At 75.5% G+C, this 16,512-nt stretch carries 12 protein-coding genes and 1 tRNA gene; 8 read left to right on the top strand and 5 right to left on the bottom strand.

The window, feature by feature from the left end; all coding sequences use genetic code 11:
- Position 1: 1 nt before the first annotated feature.
- Together HLV61_RS03275 and HLV61_RS03270 are read right to left on the bottom strand one after the other, a co-directional pair.
- Positions 2–367 (bottom strand): DUF3311 domain-containing protein, encoded by a 366-nt coding sequence (locus HLV61_RS03275; protein WP_369252922.1) that lies wholly within the window; start codon positions 365–367, stop codon positions 2–4.
- 14 nt (positions 368–381) lie between these two features.
- Positions 382–1,227: a Nif3-like dinuclear metal center hexameric protein gene (locus HLV61_RS03270; protein ID WP_369252920.1), complete on the bottom strand. Its 846-nt coding sequence runs from the start codon at positions 1,225–1,227 to the stop codon at positions 382–384.
- 148 nt (positions 1,228–1,375) lie between these two features.
- Here HLV61_RS03270 and HLV61_RS03265 point away from each other — a divergent pair, with 148 nt between their 5' ends.
- The 7 genes from HLV61_RS03265 (at position 1,376) to HLV61_RS03235 (ending at position 13,878) form a co-directional block, all read left to right on the top strand.
- Positions 1,376–3,328 carry an FUSC family protein gene (locus HLV61_RS03265; RefSeq protein ID WP_369252918.1) on the top strand — a complete coding sequence of 651 codons (1,953 nt, stop codon included), beginning with the start codon at positions 1,376–1,378 and terminating at the stop codon, positions 3,326–3,328.
- Positions 3,329–3,391: 63 nt separating this feature from the next.
- Positions 3,392–4,363: an alpha/beta fold hydrolase gene (locus HLV61_RS03260; protein ID WP_369252916.1), complete on the top strand. Its 972-nt coding sequence runs from the start codon at positions 3,392–3,394 to the stop codon at positions 4,361–4,363.
- Positions 4,364–4,470: 107 nt separating this feature from the next.
- Complete coding sequence (locus tag HLV61_RS03255) at positions 4,471–5,877, top strand: WS/DGAT/MGAT family O-acyltransferase (protein ID WP_369252914.1); 1,407 nt, start codon at positions 4,471–4,473, stop codon at positions 5,875–5,877.
- Between the two features lie 59 nt (positions 5,878–5,936).
- Positions 5,937–6,944 carry an NAD-dependent epimerase/dehydratase family protein gene (locus tag HLV61_RS03250; RefSeq protein WP_369252912.1) on the top strand — a complete coding sequence of 336 codons (1,008 nt, stop codon included), beginning with the start codon at positions 5,937–5,939 and terminating at the stop codon, positions 6,942–6,944.
- 130 nt (positions 6,945–7,074) lie between these two features.
- On the top strand, positions 7,075–9,327 hold the full coding sequence (locus tag HLV61_RS03245; protein ID WP_369252910.1) for a glycerol-3-phosphate 1-O-acyltransferase: 2,253 nt from the start codon (positions 7,075–7,077) through the stop codon (positions 9,325–9,327).
- The gene (locus HLV61_RS03240; protein ID WP_369252908.1) at positions 9,324–12,278 is read left to right on the top strand and encodes a wax ester/triacylglycerol synthase family O-acyltransferase; all 2,955 of its coding nucleotides are present in this window, start codon (positions 9,324–9,326) and stop codon (positions 12,276–12,278) included. The genes HLV61_RS03245 and HLV61_RS03240 overlap by 4 nt, the downstream gene beginning before the upstream one ends.
- Positions 12,279–12,348: 70 nt before the next feature.
- Positions 12,349–13,878 (top strand): long-chain-fatty-acid--CoA ligase, encoded by a 1,530-nt coding sequence (locus HLV61_RS03235; protein ID WP_369252906.1) that lies wholly within the window; start codon positions 12,349–12,351, stop codon positions 13,876–13,878.
- On the opposite strand, the gene HLV61_RS03230 is transcribed toward HLV61_RS03235, so the two are convergent.
- Positions 13,853–14,785 (bottom strand): alpha/beta fold hydrolase, encoded by a 933-nt coding sequence (locus tag HLV61_RS03230; RefSeq protein WP_369252904.1) that lies wholly within the window; start codon positions 14,783–14,785, stop codon positions 13,853–13,855. The two genes, HLV61_RS03235 and HLV61_RS03230, sit on opposite strands and share 26 nt — an antisense overlap.
- 236 nt (positions 14,786–15,021) lie before the next feature.
- On the opposite strand from HLV61_RS03230, the gene HLV61_RS03225 reads away from it, so the two are divergent.
- Positions 15,022–15,822 (top strand): esterase/lipase family protein, encoded by an 801-nt coding sequence (locus HLV61_RS03225; protein ID WP_369252902.1) that lies wholly within the window; start codon positions 15,022–15,024, stop codon positions 15,820–15,822.
- A gap of 114 nt (positions 15,823–15,936) precedes the next feature.
- Here HLV61_RS03225 and HLV61_RS03220 read toward each other — a convergent pair.
- Both HLV61_RS03220 and HLV61_RS03215 read right to left on the bottom strand, forming a co-directional pair.
- Positions 15,937–16,008 (bottom strand) — tRNA-Val (locus HLV61_RS03220).
- A gap of 40 nt (positions 16,009–16,048) precedes the next feature.
- Positions 16,049–16,510 carry a peroxiredoxin gene (locus tag HLV61_RS03215; protein ID WP_369252900.1) on the bottom strand — a complete coding sequence of 154 codons (462 nt, stop codon included), beginning with the start codon at positions 16,508–16,510 and terminating at the stop codon, positions 16,049–16,051.
- Positions 16,511–16,512 lie beyond the last annotated feature (2 nt).

Raw genomic sequence — 16,512 nt, 5'->3', positions numbered from 1 at the left:
CTCAGTGCCCCCCGTCCCGGTCGTCGGTCGAGCGGGTCGCCGCGTCGCGGGCGTCCCTGGCATCGCGGGCATCCCTGGCGTCGCGGGTGATGGCGTCGCGAGCGGCGGCCTGGTCGGCCGGGCTGCGCCGGGTGGCCCGGTACACGAGCACGGTGGTCAGCACCCCGAGGCCGACGAACAGCAGCTGCACCCAGTAGAAGAACGGCCAGCCGAAGAGGGTCGGCTCGACGCGGTTGAAGACCGGGACCAGCAGCGGGATCACGATCGGCACCAGCAGCAGCCAGTTCCACGGGCTGCGGTCGCTGCGCACGGGCGTCGCGTCCGTCCTGCCCGGCGTGCCCGCGGGTGGTGTCGCTGCGCTGGCCATCCCCGTCCCCCTCCTCAGCCGGCCGCGCCTGCGGTCCGGTCCCCCTCGCCCCCGGAGTGCACCGTCCACGGGTCGGTGCGGCGCCGGGAGGCGACCGCCTCGACCTTGCCGGTGAGGTCCGTGGTCAGCACGTCGGCGACCACGGGCACCCAGGGCCACTCGGTGGCGAAGTGTGCCACGTCACACAAGGCCGGTCCCGGCATCTCCCGCGCCTCGGAGACCGGGTGGTGCCGCAGGTCGCTGGTGAGGAGGACGTCGGCGCCGGCCGCGACGGCGTCGGGCAGCAGCGAGCCGCCGCTGCCCCCGCAGACGGCGACCGTGCGCACCGGCCGGTCCGGATCGCCGGCCGCGCGGACGCCGCCCGCCGTCGCCGGGAGGACCGCGGCGGCGTGCGCGGTGAACGCGGCCAGCGTCGTCGGCTCGGCGAGCTCCCCCACGCGGCCGAGCCCCTCGCGGGAGCCGGGGGCGACCGGCTGCAGCGGGCGGGTGCCGGTCAGCCCGAGGACGGCGGCCAGCGCGTCGTTGACCCCGACGTCGGCGGCGCGGTCGGCGTTGGTGTGCGCCACGAACAGCCCGCAGCCGGCCCGGACGAGCCGGTGCACCAGGCGCCCCTTCGGGTCGTCGGCCGGGACGCCGTGCACCGCGGTGAGGAAGAGCGGGTGGTGGCTGACCAGCAGCCCGGCGCCGAGCTCGATCGCCTCGTCGACGACGGCGGCGACCGGGTCGACGGCGACCAGCACGCGGTCCACCGGCTCGGCCGGGTCGCCGCACACCAGCCCGACGGCGTCCCAGCCCTCGGCGAGCGCGGGGTCGTAGCGGGCCTCCAGCGCGGCGACGACCTCGCCCAGGGTGGCGGTCACGGCCGCCGACCCGGCGTGTCGGCGGCGGTCTCCCCGTCCGCCGGCGGGTCGAGGTCGGCCGGCTCGGCGTCGCGCAGGTCGGCGTCCACCCCGCCATGCTGCCGCAGCGTGCGCACCGGGCCGTGCGCCGGGTGGCAGGCTGCGGGGCGTGGCGGACAGGTCGCTGCGCGCCCCGGCGTGGCTCGAGGAACTGGTCCGCACCACTCCCCCGCCGGTGCCCTGGCGCGACGTCGCCCGCTTCGCCGTCACCGTGCCCGCGCCGCTGGCGGTCGCCCTCGCCGTCGGCGGCTCGCCGGCCCTCGGCGCGGGCGTCTTCGCCACCACCGGCGCGCTCGCCGCCACCCTCGCGCCGCAGGCCAGGCCGCTGCGGGACCGGCTCCGGCGCACCGCGGCCGCCGTCGGGTTCGGGGCGGTCGGCCTGGTCGCCGGGCAGTTCGCCAGCGGCGGCGGGGTGCTGCCGGTGGTCCTGGTGGCGGTCCTGTCGGTGGTCGCGGCGGTGATCAGCTCGGTCAACGCGGCGATGTCGCTGGGCGCGCTGCAGCTGCTCGTCTACACCGCACTCGCCTCCGGGCTGGTCACGCCGCTGCCGCAGTGGGCGGAGGTGTCCTTCTTCGCCGCCGGCGCGGCCTGGGCGACGCTCGCCACGTTGGTGCAGGCCGCCAGCGAGCCCAGCGACCCCGACCGGACGGCGGTGGCGGCGGTGTTCACCCGCATCGCGGAGCTGCTCACCGCCGTCGGCACGGACCGGACCGACGACGCCCGCCGCGACCTGACCACCGCGCTCAACGCCGCCTACGACCGCGTGATCCGCACCCGCAGCCACGCCGCCGGCCGCAACCGGCAGCTGTCGGAGCTCGCCGGGGTCCTCAACGCCGCGGCGCCGCTGGTGGAGGCCGCGGTCGCTTCCGCCCGCGCCGGGGTGCACGCCGACCCGCACGACGTCACGGCGGTGCACGCGCTGGCCGCCGCCGTCCCGGGCGGGCGGGAGCTGCCCCCCGAGCGGCCGCCGGCGATGGAGGACGGCCCTGCCGCGCGCCGTGCGGTGCGCCACGGCGTGCGCCTGGCCTGGGCCGTCGTCGGCGACCCGGAGGAGCGCGCGGGCGCGGCGGTCGCACTCCCCCGGCCGCCGCTGGGCCCGCGGCTGCGCGACCTGGCCGACCGCACCCTCGGCAGCGCCGACACCCGCGACTTCGCCGTCCGGCTGGCGCTGTGCATGACCGTCGCCGAGATCGCCCGCCAGCTGCTGCCCATCGAGCGGCCCTACTGGGTGCTGCTCACCGTCGCGATCGTGCTCAAGCCCGACTTCGGCTCGGTGTTCACCCGGGCGGTGCAGCGCGGCGCGGGCACGCTGCTCGGCGTCCTCATCGGCTCGCTGCTGCTGTCGTTCCTGCCGCGCGACGGCTGGGTGGTCGTGGCCATGGCGATCGCGGCCGGACTGCTGCCGTGGGCCCGCGGCGCCAACTTCGGCCTGTTCTCGGTGTTCCAGACGCCGGTGATCATCCTGCTGCTCGACCTCGCGGTCCCCGGCGGTCCGGGACTGGTCGGCGCCCGGCTGGCCGACACGCTCATCGGCTGCGCGATCGTGCTGGTCTTCGGCTACCTGCTGTGGCCGCAGACGTGGCGGGCGCCGCTGGAGGACGCCCTGCGCGCGGCCGCCCTGGCCCTGGACGCCTTCGTGGGCGCCGCCTTCGACGGGGACCCGACCGCGCGCCGCCGCGCCCGCCGGGCCACCTACCGCGCGCTCACCGAGCTGACCACCCAGCTGCAGCGCCGGCTGGCCGAGCCGCCGCCGATCAGCACCCGCGCCGCGGCCTGGTGGCCGGTGATCGTGCAGCTGGAGCGCACCGCCGACGCCGTCACCGAGGCGGTCATCGCCGCGCGGCACGGCGGGGAGACCCCCGAGCCGGGGCAGGTGGCGGTGCTGCGCCGGGCGCTGCGCGAGCTGGAGGACGACGTCCGGGCGCACCGGCCGCCCGACGACGCCGAGATCCACGCCGACGGCGTGCTCGCCCCGGTCGCCCGGGAGGTCGACGCCGCCCGCCGGCTGGTCCGCGACGCCGCGCCGGGCCGCCGCCCCGAGACGGCGGCACCGGGCGGCTGAGTCGCCGGTCCCCGGCGGTTGCGCTGTCATGGACCGGTGCCGCTCCGACGACGTCGTGCCCCCGTGCCACCCCGCATCCCGGTCGTGCCGGGCATCGACGGCCCCCCGCCGCCGGGCTCGCGCACCGTCCGCACCGACGACGGCGTGGACCTGCACGTCGAGTTCGACGGACCCGAGGACGCTCCGCTGACGGTGGTCTTCTGCCACGGCTTCACTGCCCGGCTCGGCGAGTTCGAGCTGCAGCGCGAGGCGATCCGCGACCGCGCCCGGATCGTCCTGTGGGACCAGCGCGGCCACGGCCGGTCCCGCTGGGTCGACCCGCGGACGGCGACCATCGACCGCACCGGCCGCGACCTCGGCCAGGTGCTCGACGCCGTCGTCCCCCCCGGGCCGGTGGTCCTGGCGGGGCACTCGATGGGCGGGATGACGGTCATGGCGCTGGCGCGGCAGCGGCCGGAGCTGTTCGGCACCCGCGTCGTCGGCGCGTTCCTGCTGGCCACCTCGGCCGGCGGCCTGGTCGCCAGCGGACTCCTGGGCAGGGCGGTGCAGCTGATGCGCCGGCTGCACCTGCTGGGGCTCTACCTGTGGTGGCTGCGGATGCTGGCGCCGGGGCTGGAGCGGCTGCGGCGCCGCGGCACCTGGATCGGCCGCCGGTTCACCCGCCGCTTCCTGTTCGGCCGCGACGACGCCACGCGCGAGGCGGTCCGGGTGGTGCAGGCGATGCTCGAGGAGACGCCGCTGACGGTGACGCTGGCCTTCTACGGCACCTTCCTCGACCACGACGAGACGGGGTCGCTGCCGGTGCTGGGCCGGGTGCCGTGCACCGTCGTCGCCGCGGAGTACGACCGGCTGACGCCCGCCGCCCACGGCCGCCGGCTGGCCGAGGGGATCGGCGAGCGCGCGGAGCTCGTCGTCGTCCCGGGTGCCGGGCACAGCGTCAACATGACCCGCACCGCCGTCGTCGACCGGGCGCTCACCGACCTGCTCGACCGGGTGGCCGCCACTGGCCCCGGCTCGGCCCGGCGGGCAGGCTGACCAGCGACGCGCCTAGTGTGGCCGGCACCACACGACCGTGTTCCGCCGGCCGCGCCGCTGGACACGGAACACCGCCGACACCGTCTCGATGAAGCCGAGGAGCGACCGTGGACCGCCTGAGTGCCACCGATGCCGGGTTCTACTACGCGGAGACCGAGAACGCGCCGCTGCACGTGGGCTCGGTGGCGGTCTTCGAGGGGCCGGCGCCGTCCTACGGCGACCTGGTGCGGCTGCTGCTGAGCAAGCTGCCGCAGGTCCCGCGCTACCGGCAGCGGGTGCGCGAGGTGCCGCTCAACCTGGGCCGCCCGCTGTGGGTCGACGACCCCCACTTCCAGATCCTCTACCACGTGCGGCACACCGCGGTGCCCAAGCCCGGCGGCACCGAGCAGCTGCGCAACCTCGCCGGGCGGGTGCTCGGCCAGCGCCTGGACATGGCCAAGCCCCTGTGGGAGGTCTGGCTGGTGGAGGGCCTGGAGGACGACCGGTGGGCGATCATCTCCAAGGTCCACCACTGCATGGTCGACGGCGTGGCCGGCACCGACCTGATGCAGATCATGTTCGACCTCGACCCGAACGCCGAGCAGGCGGCGCCGCGCGACTGGTCGCCGCAGCGGACCCCCTCGAGCCTGGCGATGGTCGCGGGCGCGCTCACCGAGACCGCCACCGCTCCCCTGCGCCAGCTCGTGCACAGCCCCGACGCCGTCGCCACCGGCGCGAAGGGTCTGGTGAGCAGCGCCCGGGCGGCGGTCAGCACGGTCCCGCAGCTGGCCCGCCAGGCGCTCACGCCCCTGGCCCGCACGCTGACCGGACCGATCGGGCCGCACCGCCGCTGGGCCTGGTCCGACGCCCGGTTCGAGGACCTGCGCACCGCCCGGGCCGCGCTCGGCGGCACGGTCAACGACATCGTCCTCACCGCGATCACCGGCGGGTTCCGCGAACTGCTCAAGGGCCGCGGCGCGCTCGGCGCCGACACGGTGGTGCGGACCATGGTGCCGATCTCGGTGCGCAAGGAGGGCGAGCGCGGATCGCTGGACAACCGGGTGACCGCGGTCTTCGTCGACCTGCCCGTCGGGGAGGCCGATCCGCTGGCCCGGCTGGCGTCCATCCGCAGCCAGATGGACGAGTACAAGCGGACGATGCAGGCGGTCGACGCCCGCTCGATCATCAGCATGGGCGACTACGTGGCGCCGACGCTGCTGGCCATGGGCGTCCGGGCGGCCATGCAGACCGGGCAGATGTGGTGCCAGGCGGTGACCACGAACGTGCCCGGCCCACGGGTGCCGCTCTACGTGCTCGGCAAGCGCATGGTCTCGGCGCACCCGTACGTGCCGATCGCCGGCGGCACGCGGATCTCGATCGGGATCTTCAGCTACCTCAACGAGATGACCTTCGGCATCAACGCCGACTTCGACGGCTTCCCCGACGTCGACGTGCTGTCCGAGGGCATCTGCCGCGGCATCGCCGAGCTCGTCGAGCTGGCCGCCGCGAAGCAGCCGGTCACGGCCGCGCGGTGACCCGGCGGCCGCCGGGCGTGACCCGGTTCACGCCCGGCGGCCGGGGGTAGCGGTCCGGGGTGACCGCTCCCGAAGCTGACCTGACCGTCGCCGTCACCGGCCCCACCGGCACCTTCGGCGAGGGCCTGGTCCCGCTGCTGCAGGCCGACGAGCGGGTCGGCCGCGTCGTCGGCATCGCCCGCCGTCCCTTCGACCCGGCCGCCCGCGGCTGGACCAAGATGGAGTACCGGCAGGGCGACGTCCGCGACGCGGACGCGCTGCGGGAGGCCTTCGCCGGCGCCGACGTCGTCGTCCACCTGGCCTTCCTGATCACCGGCAACGCCTCGCGGCAGACGACGCGCGCGATCAACGTCGACGGCACGCTCAACGCCTTCCGGGCCGCGGCCGCCGCCGGCGCCCGCCGCTTCGTCTACGCCTCCTCCGTCGCCGCCTACGGGTTCCACGCGGACAACCCGGTCGGCATGACCGAGGAGTGGCCGGTGCGCCCGGCGGCGAAGCTGTTCTACGCGCAGGAGAAGGCCGAGCTCGAGCAGTTGCTGCAGGCGGAGTCGGAGACCCACCCGGAGATCGACCTGTACCTGCTGCGCCCGCCGGTGGTGCTCGGCCCGCACACCGTCGGCGCCAAGGACGTGCTGCCCGGGCCGCTGGCCCCGCTGGGGCGGCGGCTGGCCGAGCAGGGCACCCGGCGGCTGCCGGTGCCGGTGCCGGCGTTCGTCCCCGCCCTGCCGCTGCAGTTCATCCACGAGGACGACGTCGGCCAGGCGCTGCTGCAGTGCGTCGTCGCCGCCGGCCCGCCCGGTGCCTACAACATCGCCGGCGACGGCGTCCTGACCGCTGCCGACGTCGCCCGCGAGTACGGCGCCATCCCGCTGCCCCTGCCGGCGGCACCGGCCCAGCTCGCCGCCCGCGCGGTGTCCCGGCTGCCGTTCCTGCCCCCGGTCGCCGAGTGGGTGGAGGCGGCCAGCCACCCCGCGATCATGGACACCTCCAAGGCCAAGCGGGAGCTGGGCTGGCAGCCACGCTTCACCGGCCTGGAGGCCCTGCGCGCCACCCTCGACCACCGCTGAGACCGGTACCGGCGCCGCGCCGCGCCGCGAGGGGGCAGGATCCGTCCCCCGCGGCGCGTCCGCGTGACCAGCGGGGGATCCCGTCCGCCGGCCACCGAGTGCCGACGAGAGTGCCTGAGAGGAGCGCGCCATGAGCCCCGGAGCGGACACCGACGTCCCCCGCATCGTGCTGGTCGACGCCGCGAGCGAGGTGGAGCGCCGGCTGGTGGCCGGCGCCCTGCCGCTCGGCGGCACGGTCCTGCCGCTGAAGGGCACGGCGCTGGCCGGGCCGCTGGCCGACGCCGACCCCGCCACGGTCGTGACCGCCACGCGGGTGGCCTGGGCGCCCGGCGGCGGGTCCGAGGTGACCCGGCAGGGCACCGGCCGGCGGCGCCGGCGGGAGCGGTGGTCGGCTGCCCGGCCCGCGCTCAAGCGGCGCCCGCCGCGCCCGCTGCAGGCCGCCGCGGTGCGCCGCGACCCCGACCGGGCCCGCGTGGTGGTCGCCGAGCCCGCCACCGTGGCCGAGCTGACCGCGCGCTGGGACGGCACCGGCACGCTGGCCGGCTTCGTCGCCCACCAGGCGGCCCTGGCCCTCGACCGCGCCGAGCGGCAGGTCGTCGGCGACCGGGCGAAGGTGCCGCGGCACGTGGCCGAGGCGATCCGCTACAGCCCCGAGTGGCGGGCGGAGGTGGCCGCGCTGGCCGAGCGGCTGGAGACCCCCGAGGAGGAGGTGGCCGCCGAGGCCGCCGCCGACCTCGACGAGCTGGTCGCGGCGATGGACCCGGCCGCCGTCGAGGTGTTCACCGGTCTGCTGCGGCCGGTGCACTCCCGCGCCTGGGACGTGCAGGCCGACACCGCCCGGCTCACCGGCCTGCGCGAGCTCAACCGCACCCACCCGCTGGTGTTCCTGCCCAGCCACCGCTCCTACGTCGACCCGCTGGTGCTCGCCGACGTCCTCGCCCGGCACGACTTCCCGCGCAACCACGTGCTCGGCGGGGAGAACCTGCGCTTCTGGCCGGTCGGGCCGATCGCCAAGCGGGCCGGCCTGGTGTTCATCCGCCGCACCTTCGGCGACGACCAGGTCTACAAGACCGCCGTCCGGGAGTACCTGGCGTTCCTGCTGGCCAAGCGGTTCAACCTCGAGTGGTACATGGAGGGCGGCCGCTCGCGCACCGGCAAGCTGCGCCCGCCGCGGCACGGGCTGCTGCGCTTCGTCGCCGACGCCGTCGAGCGCAAGCGCGTGGAGGACGTCTACCTGGTCCCGGTCTCCATCACCTACGACCAGCTGCGCGAGGTCTCCGGGATGGCCGCCGAGCAGGGCGGCGCGGCCAAGCGCGGCGAGGGCCTGTCGTGGATGGCCTCCTACATCCGCGAGCAGGTGCGCACCCCCCTGGGGACGGTGCACGTCGGCTTCGCCGAGCCGCTGTCGCTGGCCGCCGCGCTGCGCAACGGCGCCGACCCGGCCGACCCCGACGCCCGCCGGCTCACCCTGCAGAAGGTGGCCTTCCAGGTCGCCGTCGGCATCAACTCCCTCACCCCGGCGACGGCGACGGCGCTGGTGACCACGGCGCTGCTCGGCGTCCGGGACCGGGCGCTCACGCTGGCGCAGGTGCAGCGGGTGCTCGAGCCGCTGCTGCGCTACCTCACCGAGCGGGACCTGCCGCACTCCGGCGCCGCCCTGCAGAGCGCCCGCGGCGTGCGCCCGGTGCTCGGCGCGCTGGCCGCGCAGGGCGTGGTGACCGTCTACGAGGGCGGCGAGGAACCGGTCTACGCCATCGAGCGCGGGCAGCACCTGGTGGCCGCCTTCTACCGCAACAACGCCATCCACCACTTCGTGGACCGGGCGATCGCCGAGCTGGTCATGCTCCGCGACCCGGACGACCGCTGGGACGAGGCCCACCGCCTGCGCGACCTGCTGAAGTTCGAGTTCTTCTTCCCCGAGCGGGATGCCTACCGGGAGAGGCTGACGGCCGAGCTCGAGCGGCTGGACCCGCAGTGGGAGACGTCCGGCGGCCGCGAGGTCCTCTGCCGGGCCGACCTCCTGGTGGCCCACCGGGTGCTGCGGTCCTTCGTCGACGCGCAGCTCGTCGTCGCCGAGCGGCTCGCCGCCCGCGACCCCCGCACCCCGGTGACGGAACCGGAGTTCCTCGCCGAGTGCGGTGGGGTGGGCCAGCAGATGCTGCTGCAGGGCCGGCTGCACGGGCCGGAGTCGCTGTCGCGGGAGCTGTTCTCCAGCGCGCTGCGGCTGGCCGCGAACCTCGACCTCGTCGACCCCGGCCGTGAGGAGCTGGCCCGGCGGCGGCAGGAGTGGGCCGCTCAAGTGCGGGACGTCGTCGGCCGAGTAGTGGTGATCGACGAGTTGGACGCCGCGGCGCGGCGGGAGAACGTGGGGGTGGAACCGTGACGGCCGAGACGCCGCCCGGAGGTGGACTGCGCGAGCAGGCGGCCGCGATGGCCCGGACGAACGTCTGGACCGAGGAGCAGCTGATCGCAGACGTCGAGGCGGCGCCGCCCGGCCGGCGGGTCGGCGCGTTCTTCGACTTCGACGGCACGGTGATCGACGGCTACTCGCTGGCCGCCTTCGCCCGCCACCACCTGCGCTCGCTGGAGGTGACGCCGACCGACCTGGGCCAGCTGCTGCTGACCGGGCTGCGCGGGGTCACCACCGAGGAGGACTTCGAGCGGTTCACCGTGTCGGGCATGCGCGCCTGGGCCGGCCGCAGCGAGGACGAGCTGGCCGAGCTCGGCGAGCGGCTGTTCGTCCAGGGCATCGCCGGATCGCTGTACCCCGAGGCATGGCGGCTGGTCACGGCCCACCTGCAGGCCGGGCACACCGTCGTGCTGGCCTCCTCGGCCACCCGCTTCCAGGTGGAGCCGGCCGCCCGCGCCCTCGGCGTGGAGCACGTGCTGGTCTCCCCCGTCGAGATCGTCGACGGCGTCTGCACCGGGCGCCCCGGCGGCCCGCTCCTGTGGCGGGCCGGCAAGGCCGCGGCCGTGCGGGCCTTCGCCGAGGAGCACGGCATCGACCTGCTGCAGAGCTACGCCTACTCCAACGGCGACGAGGACGTCCCCTTCCTGCGCACCGTCGGCCGGGCCCGCGCGCTCAACCCGGGCCGGGGGCTGACCGCCGCGGCCCGGCACTACTCGTGGCCGGTCGCCCGCTTCCGCCGGCGCGGCCGCACGGGAGCCACCGACCTCGCCCGCACCGTCGCCGGCATCGGCGGCATGCTCGGCGGCTTCACCACCGGCCTCGCCGTCGGCGCGCTGGGCGGCTCCCGGCGGGAGGCGGTCGACCTCGGGCTCACCCTGGCGGGTGAACTCGGCAGCGCGCTGGCCGGCGTCCGGCTCGACGTCCAGGGCGCCGAGCACCTGGCCACCCGGCCGGCGGTCTTCCTCTTCAACCACCAGAGCCAGCTCGACGTCCTCATCCTCGCCAAGCTGCTGCGCGGCGGGTTCACCGGCGTGGCCAAGAAGGAGCTGGCCAGGACGCCGGGCTTCGGGCTGGCGTTCCGGCTGGCCGACGTCGCCTTCGTCGACCGCAGCGACCCCGCGCAGGCCCGCCGCGCCCTCGAGCCGGCCGTCCAGCGGCTGCAGGAGGGCATCTCGCTGGTCATCGCCCCCGAGGGCACCCGTTCGGCCACCCCGACGCTGGGCCCGTTCAAGAAGGGCGCCTTCCACGTCGCGATGCAGGCCGGCGTGCCGATCGTGCCGGTGGTCATCCGCAACGCCGGCGAGCTGATGTGGCGCGGCGCCACGGTGGTCACCGCCGGCACCGTGCAGGTCAGGGTGCTGCCGCCGGTGCCGACGACGGACTGGCGGGCCGAGGACATCGAGCAGCACGTGGCCGAGGTCCGCGACTCCTACCTCGCCACCCTGGCCAACTGGTCGGGCCGTACGCAGCGCCCGGTCGTCGCCGAGTCCCCCACCGTCGACGACGGCGCGCCCGCCCCCGCGGTGCCGGCCGCGCCGCTGGACTGGGGCACCTCGCCGGAGATGAACCCCATCGAGACGGCGATGTGGCGCGCCGAGGCCGCCGACCCGCGGCTGCGCGCCAACGTCACGCTGCTGGAGGTGCTGGACACCGCGCCCGACTGGGCCCGCTTCCGCGGGGCGCACGAGTGGGCCTCGCGGATGGTGCCGCGGATGCGCCAGCGGGTGGTCGAGCCGGCCCTCGGCGTCGGCGCGCCGCGCTGGGTGACCGTCGAGGACCTCGACCTGGACCGGCACGTGCACCGCGTCCGGCTGGAGGACCCCGGGTCGATGCGCCAGCTGCTCGACGTCGTCGGGGAGTTCTCCTCCGCCCTGCTCGACCGCGACCGGCCGCTGTGGGAGGTGATGCTCGTCGAGGGGCTGGCCGACGGGCGCGCCGCCTACGTCGTCAAGACCCACCACAGCACCACCGACGGGCTGGGCGCCGTCCAGCTCATGGGCCTGCTGCACCGCCGCGGCCCCGAGACCGACCCCGCCCGCCCCGAGCCGCCGGCCCCCGTGCCCGGGGAGGTCTCCCGCGTGGGGGCGCTCACCGAGCAGCTCGTGGGGACGGCGCGGTCGGTGCCGCTGGCCGCGCTGCGCCGCGGCGTGGAGGCGCTGGGCACCCTCCGTCACCCGCGCGAGGTGGCCACGCAGGCGCTCGACGCGGCCCGCGCGGCCACGCGGACCCTCGCGCCGCCGCGCGGCAGCTCGCCGCTGCTCGCGCCCCGCGGCGGCGACTGGCACTTCGAGGTGCTCGAGGTGCCCCTCGCCGACCTCAAGGCGGGCGCCAAGGCGGCCGGCGGCAGCCTCAACGACGGGTTCCTCGCCGCGGTGCTCGGCGGCTTCCGGCGGTACCACGAGCGCTCCGGCGCGCCGCTGGAGACGATGACCATCGGCATCCCGATCAGCCTGCGCGCCCGCGACGACGCCCAGGGCGGCAACCGCTTCACCGGCGCGCGGTTCACCGCGCCGCTGGGCGAGGCGGACCCGGCCGCGCGGGTCTCCACCATCCGCGAGTTCGTCCTGTCGGCGCGCGAGACCAGCGCCGGCGGGGTCACCGACGACCTGCTCGGCCCGGTGCTGCACTGGATCCCCGCCCCCGTCGTCGGGGCGCTGTCCGGGCGGGTGACGGGCGCCAACGACGTCCAGGTGAGCAACATGCCCGGCGTCACGCACCCGGTCTGGATCGCCGGGTCGCGGATCCTGCGGATGTTCCCGTTCGGGCCGCTGCCCGGCTGCGCGGCGATGGTCACGCTGCTCTCGCACGAGGACACGTGCTGCATCGGCGTCAACCTCGACGCCGCCGCGGTCACCGACCCGGCCGGCCTGGTCGCCGACCTGCAGGCCGGACTCGACGAGGTGGTGGCTCTCGGCCGCCGGTGAGGTGTAGCAGGTCCCTGGTGCGGTACTGCGACGGTGTTACCCGCGTCACAGCCGAGCCCAGGGAGCGGCCATGAGCTTCAACCTCGCCACCATCCTGCGTGAGTCCGCCTCCGCACACCCCGACAAGCCGATGCTGCGCCTCGGCCCGCTCACCCTGACCTACGGCCAGGTCGACCAGTTGTCGGGACAGGTCGCGGCCGGGCTCCGGGAGGCGGGGCTGCAGCGCGGCGACAGCGTGGCCCTGCAACTGCCGAACGTGCCGCAGTTCGTGCTCGCCTACTTCGGCGCGCTCAAGGCCGGCATGACCCTCGTGCCGCTCAACCCGCTGCTCAAGGCACCGGAGGTGAGCTACCACCTGTCCGACAGCGGCGCGCGCGTCCTGATCACCTTCGACGCCTTCGCCGAGGAGGCGGTCAAGGGTGCCGCCGGCGCCGGCGACGTGCGGGTGTACGTGGTGCCCTCACCGGGCGGGCCGGAGGCGCCGCCGGACACCACCCCGTTCGACGCGCTGCTCGCCGCCGGGCAGGGCGCCGACCCCTCCGACGTCGAGCAGATGTCCTCGGAGGACACCGCGGTGGTCATCTACACCAGCGGCACGACCGGCAAGCCGAAGGGCGCCGAGCTCACCCACTTCCAGGCGTACATGGCGGCCTCGGTCGCCGCGGAGACGTTCCGGTACCAGGACGACGACGTCGCCATGGCGGTGCTGCCGCTGTTCCACGTCTTCGGCCTGTCCAGCGTCATGAACTGCGCCATCCGCGCGGGGGCGACCCTGGTGCTGGTGCCGCGCTTCGACGTCGGCGCGGTCCTCGACGCGATGGAGCAGCACAGGGTCACCGTGTTCTGCGGCGTCCCGACGATGTTCGTGGCGCTCATGTACGCCGACCTCACCGGCCGCGACGTCTCCTCGCTGCGGATCTGCGTGTCCGGCGGCGCGTCGATCCCCGGCGAGGTGATCAAGGGCTTCGAGGCCGCGTACGACGCGACGGTCCTCGAGGGCTACGGGCTGTCGGAGACCTGCGCGGTGGCCACCTTCAACCGCAGCGCCGAGGAGCGCCGGGTCATGTCGATCGGCAAGCGCCTGTGGGGCTGCGAGGTGCGCGTGGTCGACACCGACGACCGCGAGCTGCCCCACGGCCCGGACAACGTGGGCGAGATCGTGCTGCGCGGGCACAACCTCATGAAGGGCTACCTCGGCCGGCCCGAGGCCACCGCCGAGGCGATGAAGGGCGGCTGGTTCCACACCGGGGACCTCGGCTACCAGGACGACGACGGCTTCTTCTACATCGTCGACCGGAAGAAGGACCTGGTCATCCGCGGCGGCTTCAACGTCTACCCGCGCGAGATCGAAGAGGTCCTGCACGCCCACCCGGCGGTGCTCGAGGCCGCCGTCATCGGCCGCCCCGACGAGCGGCTCGGCGAGGAGGTCGTCGCCTACGTCAGCCTGCGCCCCGGCACCTCGGCCGAGCCGGCCGAGGTCATCGGGTTCTGCAAGGAACGGCTCGCGGCCTACAAGTACCCGCGCGAGGTCGTGGTGATCGACGAGCTGCCCAAGGGCCCCAGCGGGAAGGTGCTCAAGACCGAGCTGCGGACCCGCTGACGCTCTCCCCCATCCAGGAGAGCACGAGGCCGGCGAGGCGGTCGGGCACCTGCAGCTGCGGCACGTGCCCGACCGCCGCCAGCTCCTCGTAGCGCCAGGCGGGGTGCGCCTCGGCGACCTCGCGCGCCGCGGAGACGGGGACCAGCCGGTCGCGGTCGCCGTGCACCAGGAGCACCGGCGCGGTGATCCGGTCCATGGCCGACCGATACCGGCGCGGGTCGAGGAGGATCCGCAGCAGCGAGCGTGCGGCGGTGAGGAACGCGCGGTCCATCCCGGCGACGTCCTCGCGCTGCTCGAGCAGGGTCACCGCGCGGTCGACCACCGGAGCGGGCAGCTCGTCGGGGTCGACGCCGACGAGCTCGAGCATCGCCCGCACGCGGGTCAGCGGCGTCGAGCGCGACCGGCGCAGCGCCAGGAACCGCTCCCCCAGCCCGGGCAGCGCGTAGAGGGCGAACGTGGCCGCGACCAGGGGGTCCAGGCGCCGCCGTCCGCCGGGCAGTGCCGGGTCCAGTAGCACGAGGCCGTGCACCAGGCCGGGCTCGGCCGCGGCGGTGAACAGCGAGATCATCCCGCCCATCGAGTTGCCCACCAGGACCACCGGCTCGCCCACGACCTCGCGCAGGAACCGCCGGACCACCTCGACGTTGGCCGGCACGGTGGCACGGCGCTCCCCGGGCTCGCTGCGGCCGAACCCGGGCAGGTCGACGGCCCACACCCGGCAGGTCGGCGTCAGCAGCGGCGCGAGCAGGTCCCAGTTGCCGTGCGAGCCGCCGAGGCCGTGCACCAGGACCACCGCCTGGCCGCCGTCGGCACCGCCGTAGTCGACGACGTGTACCGGGCCCCCCAGGTCGAGGGTCCTGCTCGTCCCCGGCGCCTGCGCCTCGTCCACGTCCACGTCCACGTCCACCCTGCGGTCCTCCTGCCGTACGCCACGGCGCCCGTCGCGCCGCCGTCCGTACGGTTCCACGGCCTCCGGGACGGCGCTCGCCGTGCCCCTGCGACGGCTGCGACGGCTGTGGTCTGCATCACGATCTCTCCAGCGCGCCGCAACGGTCAGGTGTGACCGGAGCCCCAGAGTGGTACCCAGCCGGTCAGTGGTCATGGGTCGAGGAGAGGCCCGGGACCGCCAGCGAGGAGGACGACGTGGCACGACAGCAGTTCGCGGGGCCGGGCCTGCCCCTGTACGTCACCGAGGTGGGCAGGGCGTTCGCCGACTACGGCCTGTACCTCGCGGCCCGGCCGCTCATGCCGCGCCTCCCGGCCGGTGACGGGCACCCGGTGCTCGTGCTCCCCGGCCTGATGGCCGACGACATGTCCACGGTGACCCTGCGCCGCACGCTGCGGCGCCTCGGGTACCGCGTGCACGGCTGGCGCCTGGGTCGCAACATCGGCCCGACCGCCGAGTGCGTCGAGGGCATGGCCCAGCGCATCGAGGACCTCAGCGACCGCTACGGCCGGCCGATCAGCCTCATCGGGCAGAGCCTGGGCGGGATCTTCGCCCGCGACCTGGCTCGCAAGGCCCCCGACGCGGTGCGCCAGGTCATCACCCTCGGCAGCCCCTTCGGCCTGCAGTCGGACAGCCAGACCCGCGCCCACAAGGTGTTCGAGCGGTACTCGCACCTGCACGTGGAGAAGCGCACGCTGCCGCTGGAGAGCGGGTGCGCGCCGCTGGAGATGCCGTCGACGTCGATCTACTCCCAGCACGACGGCATCGTCGCCTGGCAGGCCTGCCTGGACCGGCTGGGCCCGCAGTCGGAGAACATCGCCGTCTACGCGAGCCACCTGGGCATGGGCCACAACCCGGCGGTCATCTACGCGGTCGCCGACCGGCTCGCGCAGCCCGAGGGCACCTGGCGGCCGTTCCGCGCCCCGCTGGCGCTGCGCCCGGCCTTCCCGCGGCCCGACGTCCCCCGGCACGGCTCCCGCCCCGCCGCGGCCGCCTGAGCCCCAGCGGCAGTCGCCGCCCGTCGTGGACCCGCGGTCGTCTCGAGCCCGTTGAGACGACCGCGGGTCGATGACCACGGCAACCGACCACTCGGCGCCGTGCACGGGGAAGGGTGGGCGCGGCAGGGATCGAACCTGCGACCGCTCGCTTGTAAGGCGAGAGCTCTCCCGCTGAGCTACGCGCCCCGCCCGCCCAGGGTAGGGACCCCGGGCGGTGGTCCGGGGCTCAGGCCGCGATCGTGGCGACGGCGTCCTTCCAGCCGGACTGCTCGCGCGCGTCACCGGGCTGGTTGACCTCGGCGAAGGCGACCTTCCCCTCGGCATCCACGAGGAAGGTGCCGCGCAGGGCCATGCCGGCCTTGTCGTTGAACACGCCGTAGGCCTGCGCGGTGGCGCCGTGCGGCCAGAAGTCGCTCAGCAGCGGGAAGTCGAAGCCCTCCTGCGCCTTGAACGCCTTGAGGCTGAACACGGGGTCGGTGCTGACCGCGACCACCTGCACGCCGGCGTCGGTGTAGGTGGTCAGCTCGTCGCGCAGCTGGCACAGCTCGCCGGTGCAGATGCCGGAGAACGCGAACGGGTAGAAGACGACGAGCACCGGCCGCCCCCGCAGGTCGGCGAGGGAGACGACCTGGCGGTCCTGGTCGGGCAGGCTGAACTCGGGCGCGACGTCACCGACGGAGAGGCTCATGT

This window comes from Geodermatophilus amargosae (assembly GCF_041028265.1).
GTDB classification, from domain to species: domain Bacteria; phylum Actinomycetota; class Actinomycetes; order Mycobacteriales; family Geodermatophilaceae; genus Geodermatophilus; species Geodermatophilus amargosae_A.
Note: the sequence above shows the minus strand (reverse complement) of the source record. Positions and strands in the feature narration are given on the sequence as shown.

Coding starts and splice junctions, on each gene's coding strand:
- HLV61_RS03275 (WP_369252922.1), bottom strand. CDS start 367: ATGGCCAGCGCAGCGACACCACCCGCGGGCACGCCGGGCAGGACGGAC.
- HLV61_RS03245 (WP_369252910.1), top strand. CDS start 7,075: ATGAGCCCCGGAGCGGACACCGACGTCCCCCGCATCGTGCTGGTCGAC.
- HLV61_RS03235 (WP_369252906.1), top strand. CDS start 12,349: ATGAGCTTCAACCTCGCCACCATCCTGCGTGAGTCCGCCTCCGCACAC.
- HLV61_RS03215 (WP_369252900.1), bottom strand. CDS start 16,510: ATGAGCCTCTCCGTCGGTGACGTCGCGCCCGAGTTCAGCCTGCCCGAC.